Genomic DNA, 15,200 nt, shown 5'->3' with positions numbered 1-15,200 from the left:
GCCCCGAACGATCGAGGTTTCCATGATTCAGTCGCGCACGGTGGGGGAAGTCCGCGTCACCCGCCTTCTGGAATACGCCGCGCCCACCCATGATCCGGCCTTCCTGTTCCCGGACATGGCGCCGGGACTGCTGGCGGACAACGCGGGCTGGCTCGCCCCGCGCCATTACGTACCGCACATGAACCGGCTCATCGTCACCATCCAGCTCTGGATTGTGCATGCCGGCGGCAACGTCATCGTCATCGATACCGGTGTCGGCAACCGCAAGCCGCGGGCGGCGGCGCGCATGAACCAGCTCAACAGCCTCGTGCTGCCCTGGCTCGAAGCGGCGGGCGCCGCGCCCGACACAGTAACACACGTGGTCCACACCCACCTGCACAGCGACCATGTGGGCTGGAACACGGTGCTGTCCGCCGACGGACGGTGGACCCCCACCTTCCCCAATGCCCGGTACCTGCTGCCGAAGCTCGAATACGACCATTACATCGAGGCCCTCGCCAAGGCCTCAGACCCCATCATCGATGCCGCGTTTGACGACAGCGTGCGCCCCGTGGTGGAGGCCGGCCTTGCCGATTTCATTCCCGATCGTGGCGAGATCGCCGACGTGCTCTCCATCGAGTCCGCGCCGGGGCACTCCGTGGGCCACCAGACCTACCGCATCCGCTCGCGCGGCGAGGAAGGTCTGTTCAGCGGCGACGTGATGCACAGCCCGGCGCAGATCGTCGATCCCAAGCTCAACACGACCTACTGCGCGCTGCCCGAGGCGGCCCGGCGCACCCGCGCCGCACTGCTCGCGCGGGAGGCCGAGCGCGGCACGCTGGTGATGCCCATGCATTTCGGCGCGCCCCACTGCGGCTACATCCGCCGCCAGGGCGAGGGATACACCTTCGAACCGGCGACGTGGTGAGCCTTGCCGTGGATAAGAAAAGCCCCATGAGCCATCGCGATCCCGTTATCTGTGAGCCGCTGCGCACCCCAGTGGGGCGGTATGGCGGCATGTTCAAGGACGTGCCGGCGACCCGGCTGGCCGGTTGCGTCATCAAGGCTCTGATTGACCGGACGGGGATCGATCCCGCGCGGATCGACGACGTCCTCTTCGGCCAGTGCTATCCGAACGGGGAGGCTCCTGCCATTGGCCGCGTCGCCGCGCTTGACGCGGGGCTTCCCGTCACCGTGCCGGGTCTGCAGCTGGACCGCAGGTGCGGGTCCGGCCTGCAGGCTGTGCTTGATGCGGCGATGCGGGTTCAGACGGGAGCGTGCGACCTGGTCATTGCTGGCGGCGTCGAGAGCATGAGCCGGGCAGAGTATTACTCGGAAGATGTCCGCTGGGGCGCGAAGGGCCGCCCGAGCGCGCTGCACGATCGCCTCGCACGCGGCCGCGTGACGGCGGGCGGCGAGCTTTATCCCGTTCCGGGCGGCATGCTGGAGACCGCGGAAAATCTTCGCCGGGCCTACGGCATCGGACGCGAGGAGCAGGACGAACTGGCCCTCCAGTCGCACCGCCGGGCGGTGGCTGCGGCAGAAGATGGCCGCTTCGCCGAAGAGATCGTCCCGGTGACGATCCCCGGGCGCGGCGGGAAGTCTCCCGTGGAAGTCCAACGAGACGAGCATCCCCGTGCGGACGCCAGTCTCGCCTCTCTTGCGGAATTGCGGCCTATCAGGAGCGCCCAGGATCCGGCCGCGACCGTCACTGCCGGCAACGCCAGCGGGCAGAATGATGGAGCCGCGGCCTGCCTTGTCACCACACGGGCCATGGCCGACACGTTGGGCCTGAAGCCACTCGCCCGTCTGGTGGGCTGGGCGGCGGCGGGTGTCGCTCCGAACGTGATGGGGATCGGACCAGTACCGGCGACCGAGAAGGTGTTGTCCCGGGCCGGGCTAACGCTGGCCGACATGGACCTCATCGAGCTCAACGAGGCATTCGCGGCGCAGGTTCTGGCCTGCACGCGCGAGTGGCGCTTCGGCTCAGTCGACATGGAGCGGATCAACGTGAACGGCTCCGGCATTTCCCTTGGCCATCCAGTGGGAGCGACCGGCGTGCGCATCCTCGCCACCCTCCTTCGCGAGATGGACCGCCGGGGTGTGCGCTACGGGCTCGAAACCATGTGCATCGGCGGAGGGCAGGGCCTTGCCGCGATTTTCGAGCGCATCGGTTAGCGGGGGCAATGACCAGTGCCCCTTCGCCAGCGATCTGGCGGTCGCGACGATGTCCTCCTGCGATCCGGGACTGCGGCGCGTGGTGCTCCGACCCGATCGGCGACGGAGGCGAACTATGGACTGCTATGCGGGACTGGATGTGTCGCTCGAGGCGACGCACGTTTGCGTGGTGAATGGCGAGGGCAAGGTCATTCGGGAGGGGATATTGCCCTTTGATCCGGATGCCATCGAGCTGTTCCTAGCCAAAATGCAGGCCTTTTCGGCACACTGCTGGAAGAGGTTTCGGGGCGGCGGATCATTGAGATCCGGCAGAACATCAAGGCTGTTGGCGTACCAATGCGCGTCGCCGGACCCTTGAAGGCCGAGACCGGGGCTCCCGCCCTTGCTCCGGGCTTTCGGTATCCTTTGAATGAGGCGACCCCAGAGAAGGGGGGCCACAGGCAACAGAACTCCGGCCTCAGCAGGCTATTCATTCAAGATGCGGACCGTTACATAACGTCCCTTCGAGACACCGTCTCCCATAATCTTCATGGCAACCTCGGTAGAACCGGTTCGGGCCTATGAAGCGGGATTTCGCTTGCGCCCTTTCACTCAGCGTCGGGCTGGCTGGCGGGATGAGCGGCGGCGAAGGCGGGGTGGGTCGCCGCCAGGGCCTCCACGCGCAGGATGCGGGGAAAGGTCTCCAGCGGAACGTCGAAGCGCCGGGCGGAATAGAGTTGCGGGATCAGGAAGACGTCCGCCAGTCCCGGCGCGGGGCCGAAGCAATAGCCCTCGTCGCCGATCAGCGCCTCCACCGCGCGGAAGCCATCCGTGACCCAGCGGGCGATCCAGGCGGAGACGGCCGCCTCGTCCTGGTCGAGGGCCTGGCGCAAATAGGCGAGCTGGGAGGAGTTGTTGGGCGGGTGGATGTCGCAGCCGATGATGGCCGCCACGGACCGCACCTTGGCCCGCGCCACCGCATCCGTCGGCAGCAGGTGCGGGGCGGGATGGGTCTCTTCCAGATAGTCGAGGATGGCGGGGGACTGGATGAGCACCGTCCCGTCGTCGAGTTCCAGCGCCGGCACCCGCTCCTGCGGATTGAGGGCGCGATAGGCGGGGGCATGCTGCTCCCCGCCGTTGCGCACCAGATGCACCGGCACCTGCTCCACAGTGATCCCCTTCAGCGCCAGCGCGATGCGCACCCGGTAGGCCGCCGAGGAGCGCCAGTAGGTGAAGAGCCGCACGGCCGCCTCACACCGCCGGGGCGGGCAGGATGGTGCCGCGGCACGCGCCGAAGCCGATGGAGGCGAAGCCGTCGCGGGTCGCCCGGCCCTGGATGATGAGGGTGTCGCCATCCTCCAGGAACCGCCGCTCCTCCCCTGAGGCGAGGGTGAGCGGCGCCCTGCCACCCTGCGTCAGCTCCAGCAGGCTGCCGAAGCTGTCCGGCGTCGGGCCGGAGATGGTGCCGGTGCCCAGTAGATCGCCGGGATTGAGATTGCAGCCGCCGGAGGCATGGTGCGCCACCAGCTGGGCGAAGGTCCAGTAGAGGTCGCGCGACGAACCGCGGGAAAGCAGGTGTGGCGCCAGCCCCTGCGCCCGCATGGCCGGCGTCTCGATGAGCACGTCGAGGGTAAGGTCGAGGGCGCCGGTCGACTGGTCGTCCGCGTCCATCAGATAGGCAAGCGGAGTGGGGTCTCCCTCCGGGCGCGGGGGCTGGGCGATGCGGAAGGGGGCGAGCGCCTCGGGCGTCACCACCCAGGGCGAGAGGGTGGTGGCGAAGTTCTTGGCGAGGAACGGGCCGAGCGGCTGGTATTCCCAACCCTGGATATCGCGCGCCGACCAGTCGTTGAGCAGGCAGAAGCCGGCGATATGGTCGCCCGCCGCGCCGATGGGGATGGGCTCCCCCAGAGCGTTGCCGGCGCCAATGAAGACGCCCAGCTCCAGCTCATAGTCGAGATTGCGGGACGGGCCAAAGGTGGGCTCCGTCTCGTCCGGCCGCTTGCGCTGGCCGTTCGGCCGGCGCACCGCGCCCGCCGACACGCCGATGGAGGAGGCGCGTCCGTGATAGCCGATGGGCACGTATTTGTAGTTGGGCAAAAGCGGATTGTCGGGCCGGAACAGCTTGCCCACGTTGGTGGCGTGGCTGATGCCAGCATAGAAGTCCGTATAGTCGCCGATGGCGGCGGGCAGGTGCACCGTGCAGTCCGCCGCCCGGTGCAGCAGCGCGTCGGCATGGCGCTCCACGTCCGCGCGTTCCGGGCCGTCGGTATCCAGCAACTCCACGAGGCGCGCGCGCAGGGCCCGGCGGGGGCCGGCGCCCAGCGCGAAGAAGGCGTTGAGCGTGACACCCGCCGCCGCCTGCGCGGCCTCCCTCGCCGCGCCGTCGATCAGGCCGAGGGCGAGGGCCGCGCCGAGGTCCAGGATCTCCTCGCCGATGGCGACGCCGGCGCGCGGGCTCCCGCCGGGTGGGCTGAAGATGCCGAAGGGCAGGTTCTGGAGGGGGAAATCGGCATGGCCGTTGGCCGAGGCCACCCAGCTTTGGCGAGCGGGATCATGGGTCGCGTCGATCATGGCAGATCCGGAAGGCTGGAAGGGCATAAGAGGTCAGGCCCCGCGCCGGACACGGCGCGAGCGGTCGAACGGCGGCGCGCTTCTACCACGCGTCGCTGCGGGTGGGATCGAAGCGCTTCTTCAGGCCGGCCCAGCAGTCCACATAGTCTGCCTGCAATTGCGGAACGCCGGCCGCATAAGCGGTGACGCGCTGTGGCAGGCGCGTCTCGAACATGAAGGCCATGGTGTTTTCCAGCTTCACCGGGGTCTGCGGCCCGGTGGAGGCGTGCTCGAAGGCGGCGGTGTCCGGGCCGTGGGGCAGCATCAGGTTGTGCAGGGAGAATCCGCCCGGCTCGAAGCCTTCGGGCTTGGCGTCGTAGACGCCGAAGATGAGGCCCATGAACTCCGACATGATGTTGCGGTGATACCACGGCGGGCGGAACGTGTTCTCCGCCACCATCCAGCGCTCGGGGAAGAGCACGAAGTCGATATTCGCCGTGCCCGGCGTGCCCGAGGGCGAGGTGAGCACGGTGAAGATGGACGGGTCCGGGTGGTCGAACAGCAGCGCGCCGACGGGCGAGAAGGTGCGCAAATCGTACTTGTAGGGCGCGTAATTGCCGTGCCAGGCCACCACGTCGAGGGGCGACTGGCCGATCTCGGTCACATGCAGCTCCCCGCCCCATTTCACGTAGAGGAGGGAGGGCTCCTCCTTGTCCTCATAGGCGGCGACGGGGATGAGGAAGTCGCGCGGGTTGGCGAGGCAGTTGGCGCCGATGGGGCCGCGGTCCGGCAGGGTGAAGGTGGCGCCGTAATTCTCGCACACATAGGCGCGGGCCGGCCCGTCGATGAGCTCCACCTTGAAGATCACGCCGCGCTGGATGAGGCAGATCTCGCCCGCCGCGATGTCGATGACGCCGAATTCGGTGCGGAAGCGCAGGGCGCCCTGCTGCGCCACCACCAGCAGTTCGCCGTCCGCGTTGAAGACGTATTCGTTCTCCATGGACGCCGTGACGAAGGCCATATGCGCCGCCATCCCGCTTTGGCTGTCCGCATCCCCCGCCGTGGTGAGGGTGCGAAGGCCCGTGAGAAAGGTGAGCTTCTCCTCCGGCAGGGGAATGGCGCTCCAGCGATATTGCCCAAGCGCCAGATCGCTCTCGTCCCGCGCCATGGGGGCGGTGCGGATGAGCCTCTTGTCCACCCGCCGGTAGCGGCCGGAATGCTTCACCGTGGGACGGATGCGGTAGAGCCAGGAGCGCTCGTTCACCGCCTGCGGTGCGGTAAAGGGCGAGCCGGAGAGCTGCTCCGCATAAAGCCCGAAAGCGACCTTCTGCGGCGAGTTGCGGCCCACCGGCAGCACGCCCTCGATGGCTTCCGTCTCGAACGAATTGCCGAAGCCGGACATGTAGCCGGGGGCGCGCACGCTGGACCGCACGGCCGGGCCCTGGAATGCCGCATAAGGATCGAGCTTCATGGAAATCTCCCGGATCTGAAACGCGCCGTCAGGACTTGCCCAGCGCGCAGCCGGTCTCTCCGGCGGGGCGGAACACCTCGCTGGCGGGCAGCGTGGTGACGGGCTTGTAGAAGTCCCACGGGCCCTTGCTCTCGGCGGGGCTCTTCACCTCGTAGAGGGTGAGGTCGTAGAGCACGCGGCCGTCCGGGCGGATGCTGGCGGCGTGGCCGAAATAGTCCACCGGCAAAGCGCGCATCTGGGCGTTCACCTTGCCTGCGTCATCGGTGCCGGCGGCAGCCACGGCTTTCAGATAATGCTTCACCGAGGCATAGACGGAGGCCTGCTGCTTGGTGGGCATGCGGCCGACCTTCGCCTCGAAGCGCTTGGCGAAGGCGCGGGCCTCCTCGTTCTGGTCCCAGTAGAAGCCGGTGGAGACCAGCAGCCCCTTGGCCAGCGGCAGGCCCATGGCCTTGATGTCGGTGAGGAACACGAGGAAGCCCGCGAGCTTCTGCCCGCCGGAGGTGATGCCGAATTCGGCCGCCTGCTTCACCGCGTTGCTGGTGTCGCCGCCCACATTGGCGAGGCCGATCACCTGCGCCTTGGAGGCCTGCGCCTGCAGCAGGAAGGAAGAGAGGTCCGGCGCCCCTAGCGGATGGCGCGAATTGCCCAGCACCTTGCCGCCGGCGGAGGCCACGGCGGCCGCCGCGTCGCGCTCCATGGCGTGGCCGAAGGAATAGTCGACCGTGATGAAATACCAGCTCTTGCCGCCGGCCGAGGCGGTCACCGCCTTGCCGGTGGCATTGGCCAGCGCATAGGTGTCGTCCGCCCAGTGGGTGGAATAGGGCGAGCAGGCCTTGCCGGTGAGTTCGGAGACCGCGGCGCCGGAGATGAGGAGCGTCTTCTTCTTCTCGCGGGCGATCTCCTGCGCGGCCAGGGCGACGGAGCTGACGGGCAGGTCGGCCACTGCGTCCACGCCGCCCTCGTCGAACCATTTGCGCAGGGTGGCGCCGCCCACGTCGGCCTTGTTCTGGTGGTCGCCCGAGATGATCTCGACGGGCACGCCGGCGACCTTGCCGCCGAAATCCTCGGCGGCAAGCTCCGCCGCCACCACCGAGCCCCGGCCGCCGATATCGGCGAACTGCCCGCCCATGTCGCCGAGCACACCGATGCGCACCACATTGTCGGAAATCTGCGCACGCGCCGCCGCCGGCCCGAAGGCGGAGGCGGCGAAGGCCAAAGCGGCAAGCGCCGCGCGCGACTTCAGCACATGACCCAAAAGCTGCATGTTGTCCTCCCGAAGGCGTGCGCCGTCGTTCCTGCGACGCTGCGCCGGTTCCAAAGTTCTCGCGTATGTTCGGCTGTGAGGCCGGCCGGGGAGGTCAGTCCTCCAGGGCCTGCCACATCTCCATGTCGCGGTCGGCGGTCCAGATGCGCGGGTTGTCGATGCCTTGCGCCTCGTCATAGGCGCGGGCGATGTCGAACGGCATGCAATGCTCGAAGATCACCCAGTGGCCGTACTTGGGACGCATCTGGCGCATGGCCTCGGCATACACCGTCTTCAGGTCGTGGCCGGCGTTCACGCCCGCTTCGGCGATGGCGAAGGCATCGCGCAGGAAGGCGCGGGTCTCGTCCAGCCCGGCCTTGATGGCCTGCGGCGTCACCAGCGCCTCACCGCGGCCCGGCACCAGCTTCTGCGGGCCGAGGGCCTCCAGCCGGTCCAGCGTCTGCGGCCAGTCGCGGAAATGGGCGTCCCCGCAATAGGGGGTGGCGCCGTATTCCACGAGATCGCCGGCGAACAGCACCTTCTCCTTCGGCAGCCAGGCGATGGTGTCGCCGCGGGTGTGGCCACGCCCAGCATGGATGATGCGCACCTCGCGCGAGCCCAGCCAAAGGGTCATTTCCTTGTGGAACGTCATCGTCGGCCAGGTGAGGCCGGGAATGGTGTCCTGCGCCCGGAACAGGCGGGGAAAGCGCTGGATCTCGGAGGCCATGTCCTGCGCGCCGCGCTCCACGATCATGTCGCGGGTGACGTCGGAGGCGATGACGTTGATGCGCTCCTCGAAGCCGGCGGCGCCCAGCACGCGCACGGCATGATAATGGGTGAGCAGCACATGGCGGATGGGCTTGTCGGTGACGGCGCGGATGCGGGCCACCAGCTCCTTCGCCATCACCGGCGTCGCACGCGCGTCGATGACGAGCACGCTGTCGTCGCCGATGATGACGCCGGAATTGGGATCGCCCTCGGCGGTGAGGGCGAAGACGCCGTCCGCCAGCTCGGTGAAGGTTTCCTTCTTCTCGGCAAGGTCGCCCTGGCTGGCGAAGGTCCTGGTTGCGGCGGCGGTGCTCACGCGGCGTTCCTCCCTCAAGGGGCCACCGGGCGGAATGGAAGGCCCGACATCGGGCCGGCCGAAATCCTCCCGCGCGCTTCCCTCTTCCCCGGCTGTTTGATATAGCGCAATTGGTTGCGACTGAGACGATGTTATGCAGTTGCAACTGCAACAGTCAAGGGCCCGGCGGGGCCGTTGTCTCACGTTACGGGTCCAAGGCCATGTCGAAGCGCAAGGTTGAGAAGCTCAACCTCCTGAAATTCATGCCGTTTCGCCTCAACCGGCTGGCTGCGGAATTCTCCACCGCGCTCGCGGCCGAATACATGGCGCTCTACAAGATCGACATTCCCGAATGGCGGGTTCTGGCGACCCTCGGCCTGCATGATGCGCCGCGCAGCGCGCAATACGTGGTCCGCTGCACCCGCACCCACAAGTCGCGCATCAGCCGCGCGGTGAGCGCGCTGGCGGAGATGGGCTATGTGGCGCGCCTCGACAGCGCCGCCGACCGCCGCGAGGTGATGCTGGAGCTGACCCCGCAGGGCCGCGCCGTCTATGGCGAACTGGTGCCCTTGCTGCTGAAGCGTGAGGAAGCCATCCTCTCCTGCCTCACGGTGGAGGAGCAGGCCCAGCTCGACCACCTCATGGACAAGCTGGAAAAGAGCTTCGACCTGGTGCAGTGCGCGGACTGAGGCCTCCCCTCAGCCCCGCTCGATCAGCCCCTGGGCACGGGCGAGCACCTTGTCCATGGCCCGCTCCAGCGCCTCACGTTCCTGGGCGTCGAGATCCTGCAGCAGATCCTGCTCCCGCGCCGTCGCCAGCGGCACGATCTTGCGGAACAGCGTCCGGCCGGCGGGGGTGAGGGTGAGGATCTTGGCCCGCCGGTCGGCATCGTCGGCGGCACGGGTAATGAGGCCCGCCTCCTCCAGCCGGGCCACGGCGCGGCTCACCTGCATCTTGTCGAGGGTGGAATAGGCGCTGATGTCCTTCGCCGCCATGGCGCCGTTGGCGCCCAGCGCCGCCAGCACCCGCCATTCGGCGCGGCTGATGCCGAAGCGATCCGCATAGAGCTGCGCCACCGCCAGCGACACCCGCTCCGCCAGCACCGCAAGGCGATAGGGGAAGAAGGCGCCGAGCGCGAACGGCACGCCTTCGTGTTTCGCCATGCCCGCCGGCCTCCCACCCTGTTGATAACGCCGGTGACTTATACACCACCGCCGCGGACATGGGCCAGCGCTTGCCTGTGAGAGGCAGACGCGCCTGCCCGGACGAAATCGTCTCACCTGCAACGAAATGCGCTTGCGCCAAATAGTAACACTAGTTACTTTTGTCTCGGCCCACACAGCCCAACAACGAACGGGAGGACGGCATGCTCGTCGAGAAGATCCACCACGTCGCCTATCGCTGCCGGGATGCGAAGGAGACCGTCGATTTCTACCGCGACATCCTGGACATGGAGCTGGTCGGCGCCATCGCGGAGGACAAGGTGCCTTCCACCAAGGCGCCTGACCCCTACATGCACATCTTTCTCGATGCGGGCGCGGGCAACATCCTCGCCTTTTTCGAGCTGCCCAATTCCCCGCCCCAGGGGCGCGACCCCAACACCCCCGAATGGGTGCAGCACATCGCTTTCCAGGTGGGGGACGTGGCCGCGCTGGAGGCCGTGAAGGCCAAGGCCGAGGCCGCGGGCGTCGATGTCATCGGCCCCACTGACCACGACATCTTCAAGTCCATCTATTTCTTCGATCCCTCCGGCCACCGGCTGGAGCTTGCCGCCTGGACCACCACGCCGGAGGTGCTGGCGCGCCTGAAGTCGGTGGCGCCGGCCATGATCGAGGAATGGGCGCGGACCAAGAAGCCCCCGCGCCACGCCGCCTGGCTGCACGAGAAGGAATTCTCCGCGCACTAGCCGGCGCCTGCCGCCAGCCTGCCCCGCAGGCGGCACGCGCGTGAATGACGAGAGGCCGCAAAGGCCCGGATCCATTGTTGGGAAACGTTCGGGAGACCTGCTCCGATGATGAGCACCTACAGCTATCCGAAGTTCGCCTACCGCATCTCGGCCGAGCAGGAAGCCGGCCGGCTCGCGCGCCACCCGGTGGTGGTGATCGGCGCTGGCCCCGTGGGCCTCACCGCAGCGCTCGATTTCGCCAGCCGCGGCATTCCCACCGTGGTGCTGGACGACAACGACACCGTCTCGGTCGGCTCGCGCGCTGTGTGCTACGCCAAGCGCCCGCTGGAGATCTGGGACCGGCTCGGCTGCGCCGCACCCATGGTGGAGAAGGGCATCTCCTGGCGCATCGGCAAGGTCTTCTTCGAGGAGGACCTGCGCTACCAGTTCGATCTTCTGCCAGAGCCGGACCACAAGATGCCGGCCATGATCAATCTCCAGCAGTATTATCTGGAGGAGTATCTGGTGGAGACCTGCGCCGCCTCGCCCCTCGTGGACCTGCGCTGGAAGCACAAGCTCATCTCGCTCCATCAGGACTCCGACGTGGCCACGCTGACGGTGGAGACGCCGGATGGCGTGTTCCTGCTGGAAGCCGAATGGGTGGTGGCTTGCGACGGCGCCAATTCCGACACCCGCAGGATGGTGGGCGCGGAATTCACCGGGCAGGCCTTCATGGACCGCTTTCTCATCGCCGACGTGGTGATGAAGGCGCACTTTCCCACCGAGCGCTGGTTCTGGTTCGATCCGCCCTTCCATCGCAACCAGTCGGTTCTGCTGCACCGGCAGGCGGACGACGTGTGGCGCATCGACTTCCAGCTCGGCTGGGATGCCGATCCGGCAGAGGAGAAGAAGCCGGAGAACATCATTCCCCGCGTCAAGGCCATGCTGGGGCCGGAGGCGGACTTCGAGCTGGAATGGGCCTCGGTCTACCAGTTCGCCTGCCGGCGGATCGACCAATTCCGCTACGGCCGCGTGATCTTCGCCGGTGATGCCGCCCACCAGGTCTCGCCCTTCGGCGCGCGGGGCGCCAATTCGGGCGTGCAGGACGTGGACAATCTCGGCTGGAAGCTGAAGCTGGTGCTCGACGGCATCGCTCCCGAGCGCCTGCTCGACACCTACCACGACGAGCGGGCGTTGGCGGCGGACGACAACATCGCCCATTCCACCCGCTCCACGGATTTCATCACGCCGAAGAACGCAATGAGCCGGCGCTTCCGCAATGCCGTCCTGGAGCTGGCAGGCGCGCATCCCTTCGCCCGGCCGCTGGTGAACTCCGGCCGCCTCTCCATGCCGACGCCCTATCTTCACTCCGTGCTCAACACGCCGGACGAGGACGCCTTCGCCGGCCTGATGGCGCCGGGAACCGCCTGCGCGGACGCGCCGGTGGTGGTGGATGGCCGGGAGGGCTGGCTGCTGCCGCTGCTGGGCCAGGGCTTCACGGTGCTCACCTTCGGCGATGCGCCCGTGTCCGCGATCGAGGCCGGGGCCGTCCGCGCGGGCGTGCTCCGGGTCGGCCATGACCTTCTGGATGTGAAGGGGCTGCTGGCCGACCGCTACGATGCGGCTCCCGGCACCACCTATCTGATCCGGCCGGACCAGCATGTCGCGGCGCGCTGGCGCACCTTCGACCCCGAGAAGATCACGGCGGCCCTGCGCCGCGCCATTGTCGCCTGAGGAGCACCCATGCTGGATCACACCACCCGCGCCGGCCACGGCGGGCCCCGCCTCGTCCTCACCCCCAACATTCCCGACCCGGACGGCTTCTATGAGGAGCTGATTGAGCGCCAGCGCCACCTCACGGAGGAGGCGGCGCAGGACATGAATTGCCGCCTCATCCTCATCCTCGCCAACCATATCGGCGTGCGGACAGTGCTGAGCGAAGCCCTGACGGCGGCGACGGCGTAGGTTAATCCCTGCAGACGAGATCCTCTGCCGTAGAATGTGAACCGGCATAGGTCTCGCGGCGTCGACGGTAAGCCGGCCCGACGTCATGACGCCAGCATCAGCACCGTCAATAGTCCTGGTGGCGGCGAGACTGCTGTCGAGAGCAATGCGATGATTTCCCTCGAAAGCTCCCGTCTGTCCATCCCGCTTTGCTCGGTGCATGATCACGCCGAGGAACGTGCGGAATTCAGGGCGCCATCCGAGATGACGATCAATCGTAGCCGCTTGCCGCCTATAGTGGAGATGTCCGGGCGGCGAGAGATGGCGGGCTTCTCATTCTCCATCATGATGCGCATTCGGGCGATTTGGTCGGTCACGCCGCCATGCTCACGGGCGCCCTATCGATTGTCCAGTCCAGGGCATAGGGAAGCTCTCCGGCCTCACGCGGCAACATGCTCGCATTCAGCATGTTCCGCCTCCTCATCGCCAGCAGCCCTCTGGAGAAACCGGGTCAATGCCGCTTTCCGGGAGCCGCGATCCAACGCATAGGCGGTCTGCTTGAACTCAACTCCGTCGAGCAGCCCCTGAATGTAGCCGGAGATCGTATCGGCTGCCATGATCAGGGCGGTGTCGAGCGTGTGGATGTAGTTGCTCGTGACCGATCCCTTCGCATGGCCGACCAGGGCGGCAATGGTGGCCTCCGTGAAGCCAAGATCGTTCGCGACGCTGGCGAAGCTGTGGCGCAGGATGTGAGGGGTGACATCGGCTAAGGGCGAGTTGGCGAAGATCTTCCTCCAGTGATTGGGGAAGCTGCCGAATGCACTCTCGCCGCCCCGGCCGGGGAAGACGTAATCTCCGATCGCCTCTTTCCGACGCTTCTCCAGAAATTCCACTACGGGTAGCCCAATGGGTCGGACGGAGCTTCCCTCCTTGCTATCCTTCAGGCGCAGGCAACTGCAAGCCGTATCGGCTTCATCCCATTGCAGCGATATCATCTCCATGCGGCGGCATCCGGTGAGCGCGATCTGGCGGATGATCTCGACCGACATCCGGTAGCTCTCTTTCTCGGGCGCTGCCTTGAGGAGGTCGCCGAGGACGCGATATTCGGCTTCGCTCAGCCGCCGGGCTCGGACATTGTCCTTCGGTCGCCGCACACCGTGCGCGGGGTTCGTCTCGATGATCCCGGCCTCGACCGCATAAGTGAGGATGCCGCCGAGCAGCCCAGTTGTCCGCGTCGCGGTGCCGGCGCCGCCCCTCACGATGGACTTGCCGCGCAGGTTTTTGGTCTTGACGGTGACGCGGGTCTTCCCCGCCATGATGTCCTTCATGGCCTTAGTGATGTCGGCTTTCGTCAGGTCCCTGACGCGACGCGAGCCGAGGAGGGGAACGATATGACGGTGGATGCGGCCGAGATCGGAGGCGATCGTGCCCGGCTTCTTGGGGCGGCCACCCTTTCCGAGGATGAGACCCGTTTGCAGATCGGCGAGGTAGAGGTCACAGAGTTCCTTGACCGTGAGCGCCTTGCGATCGAGCAGCCGTTCTTCGGCGGGGTCGTCGCCTTGCGCGATCCGGCCCAATTGCGCCTTGGCTTCCTGGCGCGCGCGTTCCGGTGTCCACACTCCGTGCAGCCCGATCGTGAACCGGCGCGATCGGCCAGCCGACCGATACTGAAGGACGTAGCTTCGCTTTCCGGACGTGAAAACCCGGAGGCCAAAGCCAGGGAGCTCGTCGTCCCAGATCACATAATCCTTGGCGCCGGCTTCTGCTGCGTCGACTGCCCTCTTGGTGAGCTTAGCCATGGTGTTCCTCCGACCTTACCGCCCCGTCTCGCGTAAGAACCACGTAAGCAGCTGGGCGAAAATCGTAGCGAGCAGAAGGATAGTCTCGGCTAAGATGCGTCTCAAAATCTTTTTTATTCGTAGTATGATAGCGCATTATTTAGCGCTCCATCGTAAATTCGACGGAGCTACTAGTACTCCCTCCGAAGGCGGAGGCCACACGTTCGAATCGTGTCGGGTGCGCCATTTCAATTAAAAGTTGTATTGGCATTTGGGTGGCAGGCCCCCCTTTTTTGTCCTCGCGTACCAGCGACCGAATCCTGTCTTCTCCAAAATTCGACACGGTATGAGACGCGCGGCTTGCCATCATCAGTGCCGGCAGTGTTCACGGCGCGCAGATAGGCGAGGGTCGAGCTGTACATGCCGGCATGGACCTGCGAGGGCATCTGTCCCGTGCGCTCCTTGAACCGCCGGGCGAATGCGCGCGTCTCATCGTTGCGATCCCAGTAGAAGGTCGTGACGAACTTCATGCCCTGACGCCCGCTGCCGAGCGCAAAGCCGTCGCCCATCGCATGGGGCACCGCGGGATGAGCGAACGGCGGGCGTGTAAAGCCACCGGCTTCTGCCGCATGACCATGCGATACCGAGCGAAGCGGGCCGACGACAGCGTCCTGCGCGAGCGCATGAAGGCCATCGCCCACGAGCGGCGGCGCTTCGGCTATCGGCGCCTGCACGTGCTGCTCAAGCGGGAGGGTTTCACGGTCAACCACAAGCGCCTGTTCAGGCTCTATCGCGAGGAGCGCCTCAAGGTGCGGCGCCGTGGTGGCCGCAAGCGGGCCATCGGGACGCGGGCCCCCATGGCCATCCCGATGCGGCCGAACGAGCGCTGGTCGCTCGACTTCGTGTCGGACCAGCTCACCTGCGGCCGTCGCTTCCGCATCCTCACCGTCGTCGACGACTGTACCCGGGAATGCCTCACCCTGCTGGCGGACACCTCGCTCTCCGGCGTGCGAGTGGCCCGGGAGCTGGATCGCCTTGTGGCCGAGCGCGGCCGGCCGAAGATGATCGTCAGCGACAACGGGAGCGAGTTCACCTCCACTGCCATCCTCGCCTGGGCGGACGCGTGCCCC

The 15,200-nt window shown here is 66.8% G+C and carries 14 protein-coding genes and 2 pseudogenes; 7 read left to right on the top strand and 9 right to left on the bottom strand.

Annotation, left to right across the window (positions count from 1 at the left end; genetic code table 11):
• The first annotated feature begins 22 nt into the window (after positions 1-22).
• Both XAN126_RS0119455 and XAN126_RS0119450 read left to right on the top strand, forming a co-directional pair.
• Positions 23-907 (top strand): MBL fold metallo-hydrolase, encoded by an 885-nt coding sequence (locus XAN126_RS0119455; protein WP_024280237.1) that lies wholly within the window; start codon positions 23-25, stop codon positions 905-907.
• A gap of 26 nt (positions 908-933) precedes the next feature.
• Complete coding sequence (locus tag XAN126_RS0119450; protein ID WP_024280236.1) at positions 934-2,157, top strand: acetyl-CoA C-acetyltransferase; 1,224 nt, start codon at positions 934-936, stop codon at positions 2,155-2,157.
• A 587-nt stretch (positions 2,158-2,744) separates the two neighbouring features.
• Here XAN126_RS0119450 and maiA read toward each other — a convergent pair.
• The 5 genes from maiA to XAN126_RS0119420 all read right to left on the bottom strand — a co-directional run bounded on the left by maiA (position 2,745) and on the right by XAN126_RS0119420 (position 8,484).
• A complete protein-coding gene (gene maiA / locus XAN126_RS0119440) occupies positions 2,745-3,380 on the bottom strand; it encodes a maleylacetoacetate isomerase (protein WP_024280234.1) in 636 nt (211 codons plus the stop codon).
• Between the two features lie 7 nt (positions 3,381-3,387).
• Positions 3,388-4,707: a fumarylacetoacetase gene (gene fahA / locus XAN126_RS0119435; protein WP_024280233.1), complete on the bottom strand. Its 1,320-nt coding sequence runs from the start codon at positions 4,705-4,707 to the stop codon at positions 3,388-3,390.
• A gap of 82 nt (positions 4,708-4,789) precedes the next feature.
• Complete coding sequence (hmgA, locus tag XAN126_RS0119430) at positions 4,790-6,157, bottom strand: homogentisate 1,2-dioxygenase (protein ID WP_024280232.1); 1,368 nt, start codon at positions 6,155-6,157, stop codon at positions 4,790-4,792.
• Between the two features lie 28 nt (positions 6,158-6,185).
• A complete protein-coding gene (locus tag XAN126_RS0119425) occupies positions 6,186-7,421 on the bottom strand; it encodes an ABC transporter substrate-binding protein (protein WP_051460646.1) in 1,236 nt (411 codons plus the stop codon).
• A 94-nt stretch (positions 7,422-7,515) separates the two neighbouring features.
• On the bottom strand, positions 7,516-8,484 hold the full coding sequence (locus XAN126_RS0119420; RefSeq protein WP_024280230.1) for an MBL fold metallo-hydrolase: 969 nt from the start codon (positions 8,482-8,484) through the stop codon (positions 7,516-7,518).
• A 200-nt stretch (positions 8,485-8,684) separates the two neighbouring features.
• Here XAN126_RS0119420 and XAN126_RS0119415 point away from each other — a divergent pair, with 200 nt between their 5' ends.
• Positions 8,685-9,152 carry a MarR family transcriptional regulator gene (locus XAN126_RS0119415; RefSeq protein WP_024280229.1) on the top strand — a complete coding sequence of 156 codons (468 nt, stop codon included), beginning with the start codon at positions 8,685-8,687 and terminating at the stop codon, positions 9,150-9,152.
• A 9-nt stretch (positions 9,153-9,161) separates the two neighbouring features.
• Here the strand turns inward: XAN126_RS0119415 and XAN126_RS0119410 are convergent, their stop codons facing one another.
• Complete coding sequence (locus XAN126_RS0119410; protein ID WP_024280228.1) at positions 9,162-9,626, bottom strand: MarR family transcriptional regulator; 465 nt, start codon at positions 9,624-9,626, stop codon at positions 9,162-9,164.
• A 203-nt stretch (positions 9,627-9,829) separates the two neighbouring features.
• On the opposite strand from XAN126_RS0119410, the gene XAN126_RS0119405 reads away from it, so the two are divergent.
• The 3 genes from XAN126_RS0119405 to XAN126_RS26540 all read left to right on the top strand — a co-directional run bounded on the left by XAN126_RS0119405 (position 9,830) and on the right by XAN126_RS26540 (position 12,313).
• A complete protein-coding gene (locus XAN126_RS0119405; protein WP_024280227.1) occupies positions 9,830-10,369 on the top strand; it encodes a VOC family protein in 540 nt (179 codons plus the stop codon).
• Between the two features lie 108 nt (positions 10,370-10,477).
• A complete protein-coding gene (locus XAN126_RS0119400) occupies positions 10,478-12,082 on the top strand; it encodes an FAD-dependent oxidoreductase (protein ID WP_038226580.1) in 1,605 nt (534 codons plus the stop codon).
• A gap of 9 nt (positions 12,083-12,091) precedes the next feature.
• Complete coding sequence (locus tag XAN126_RS26540; protein ID WP_024280225.1) at positions 12,092-12,313, top strand: DUF2783 domain-containing protein; 222 nt, start codon at positions 12,092-12,094, stop codon at positions 12,311-12,313.
• A gap of 203 nt (positions 12,314-12,516) precedes the next feature.
• Here the strand turns inward: XAN126_RS26540 and XAN126_RS28465 are convergent, their stop codons facing one another.
• The 3 genes and pseudogenes from XAN126_RS28465 to XAN126_RS29180 all read right to left on the bottom strand — a co-directional run.
• The gene (locus XAN126_RS28465) at positions 12,517-12,669 is read right to left on the bottom strand and encodes a hypothetical protein (RefSeq protein ID WP_155982356.1); all 153 of its coding nucleotides are present in this window, start codon (positions 12,667-12,669) and stop codon (positions 12,517-12,519) included.
• A 63-nt stretch (positions 12,670-12,732) separates the two neighbouring features.
• On the bottom strand, positions 12,733-14,091 hold the full coding sequence (locus XAN126_RS0119385) for a site-specific integrase (protein WP_024280224.1): 1,359 nt from the start codon (positions 14,089-14,091) through the stop codon (positions 12,733-12,735).
• A 344-nt stretch (positions 14,092-14,435) separates the two neighbouring features.
• Positions 14,436-14,582, bottom strand: a pseudogene (locus XAN126_RS29180) (ABC transporter substrate-binding protein); the annotation flags it as partial.
• Between the two features lie 21 nt (positions 14,583-14,603).
• On the opposite strand from XAN126_RS29180, the pseudogene XAN126_RS0119380 reads away from it, so the two are divergent.
• Positions 14,604-15,191: pseudogene (locus XAN126_RS0119380) on the top strand (DDE-type integrase/transposase/recombinase); the annotation flags it as partial.
• Positions 15,192-15,200 lie beyond the last annotated feature (9 nt).

It is taken from the genome of Xanthobacter sp. 126 (assembly GCF_000526175.1).
Lineage (GTDB): Bacteria > Pseudomonadota > Alphaproteobacteria > Rhizobiales > Xanthobacteraceae > Xanthobacter > Xanthobacter aminoxidans.
The sequence above is the reverse complement of the archived record's forward strand: the minus strand, read 5'-3'. Positions and strand labels throughout refer to the sequence as shown.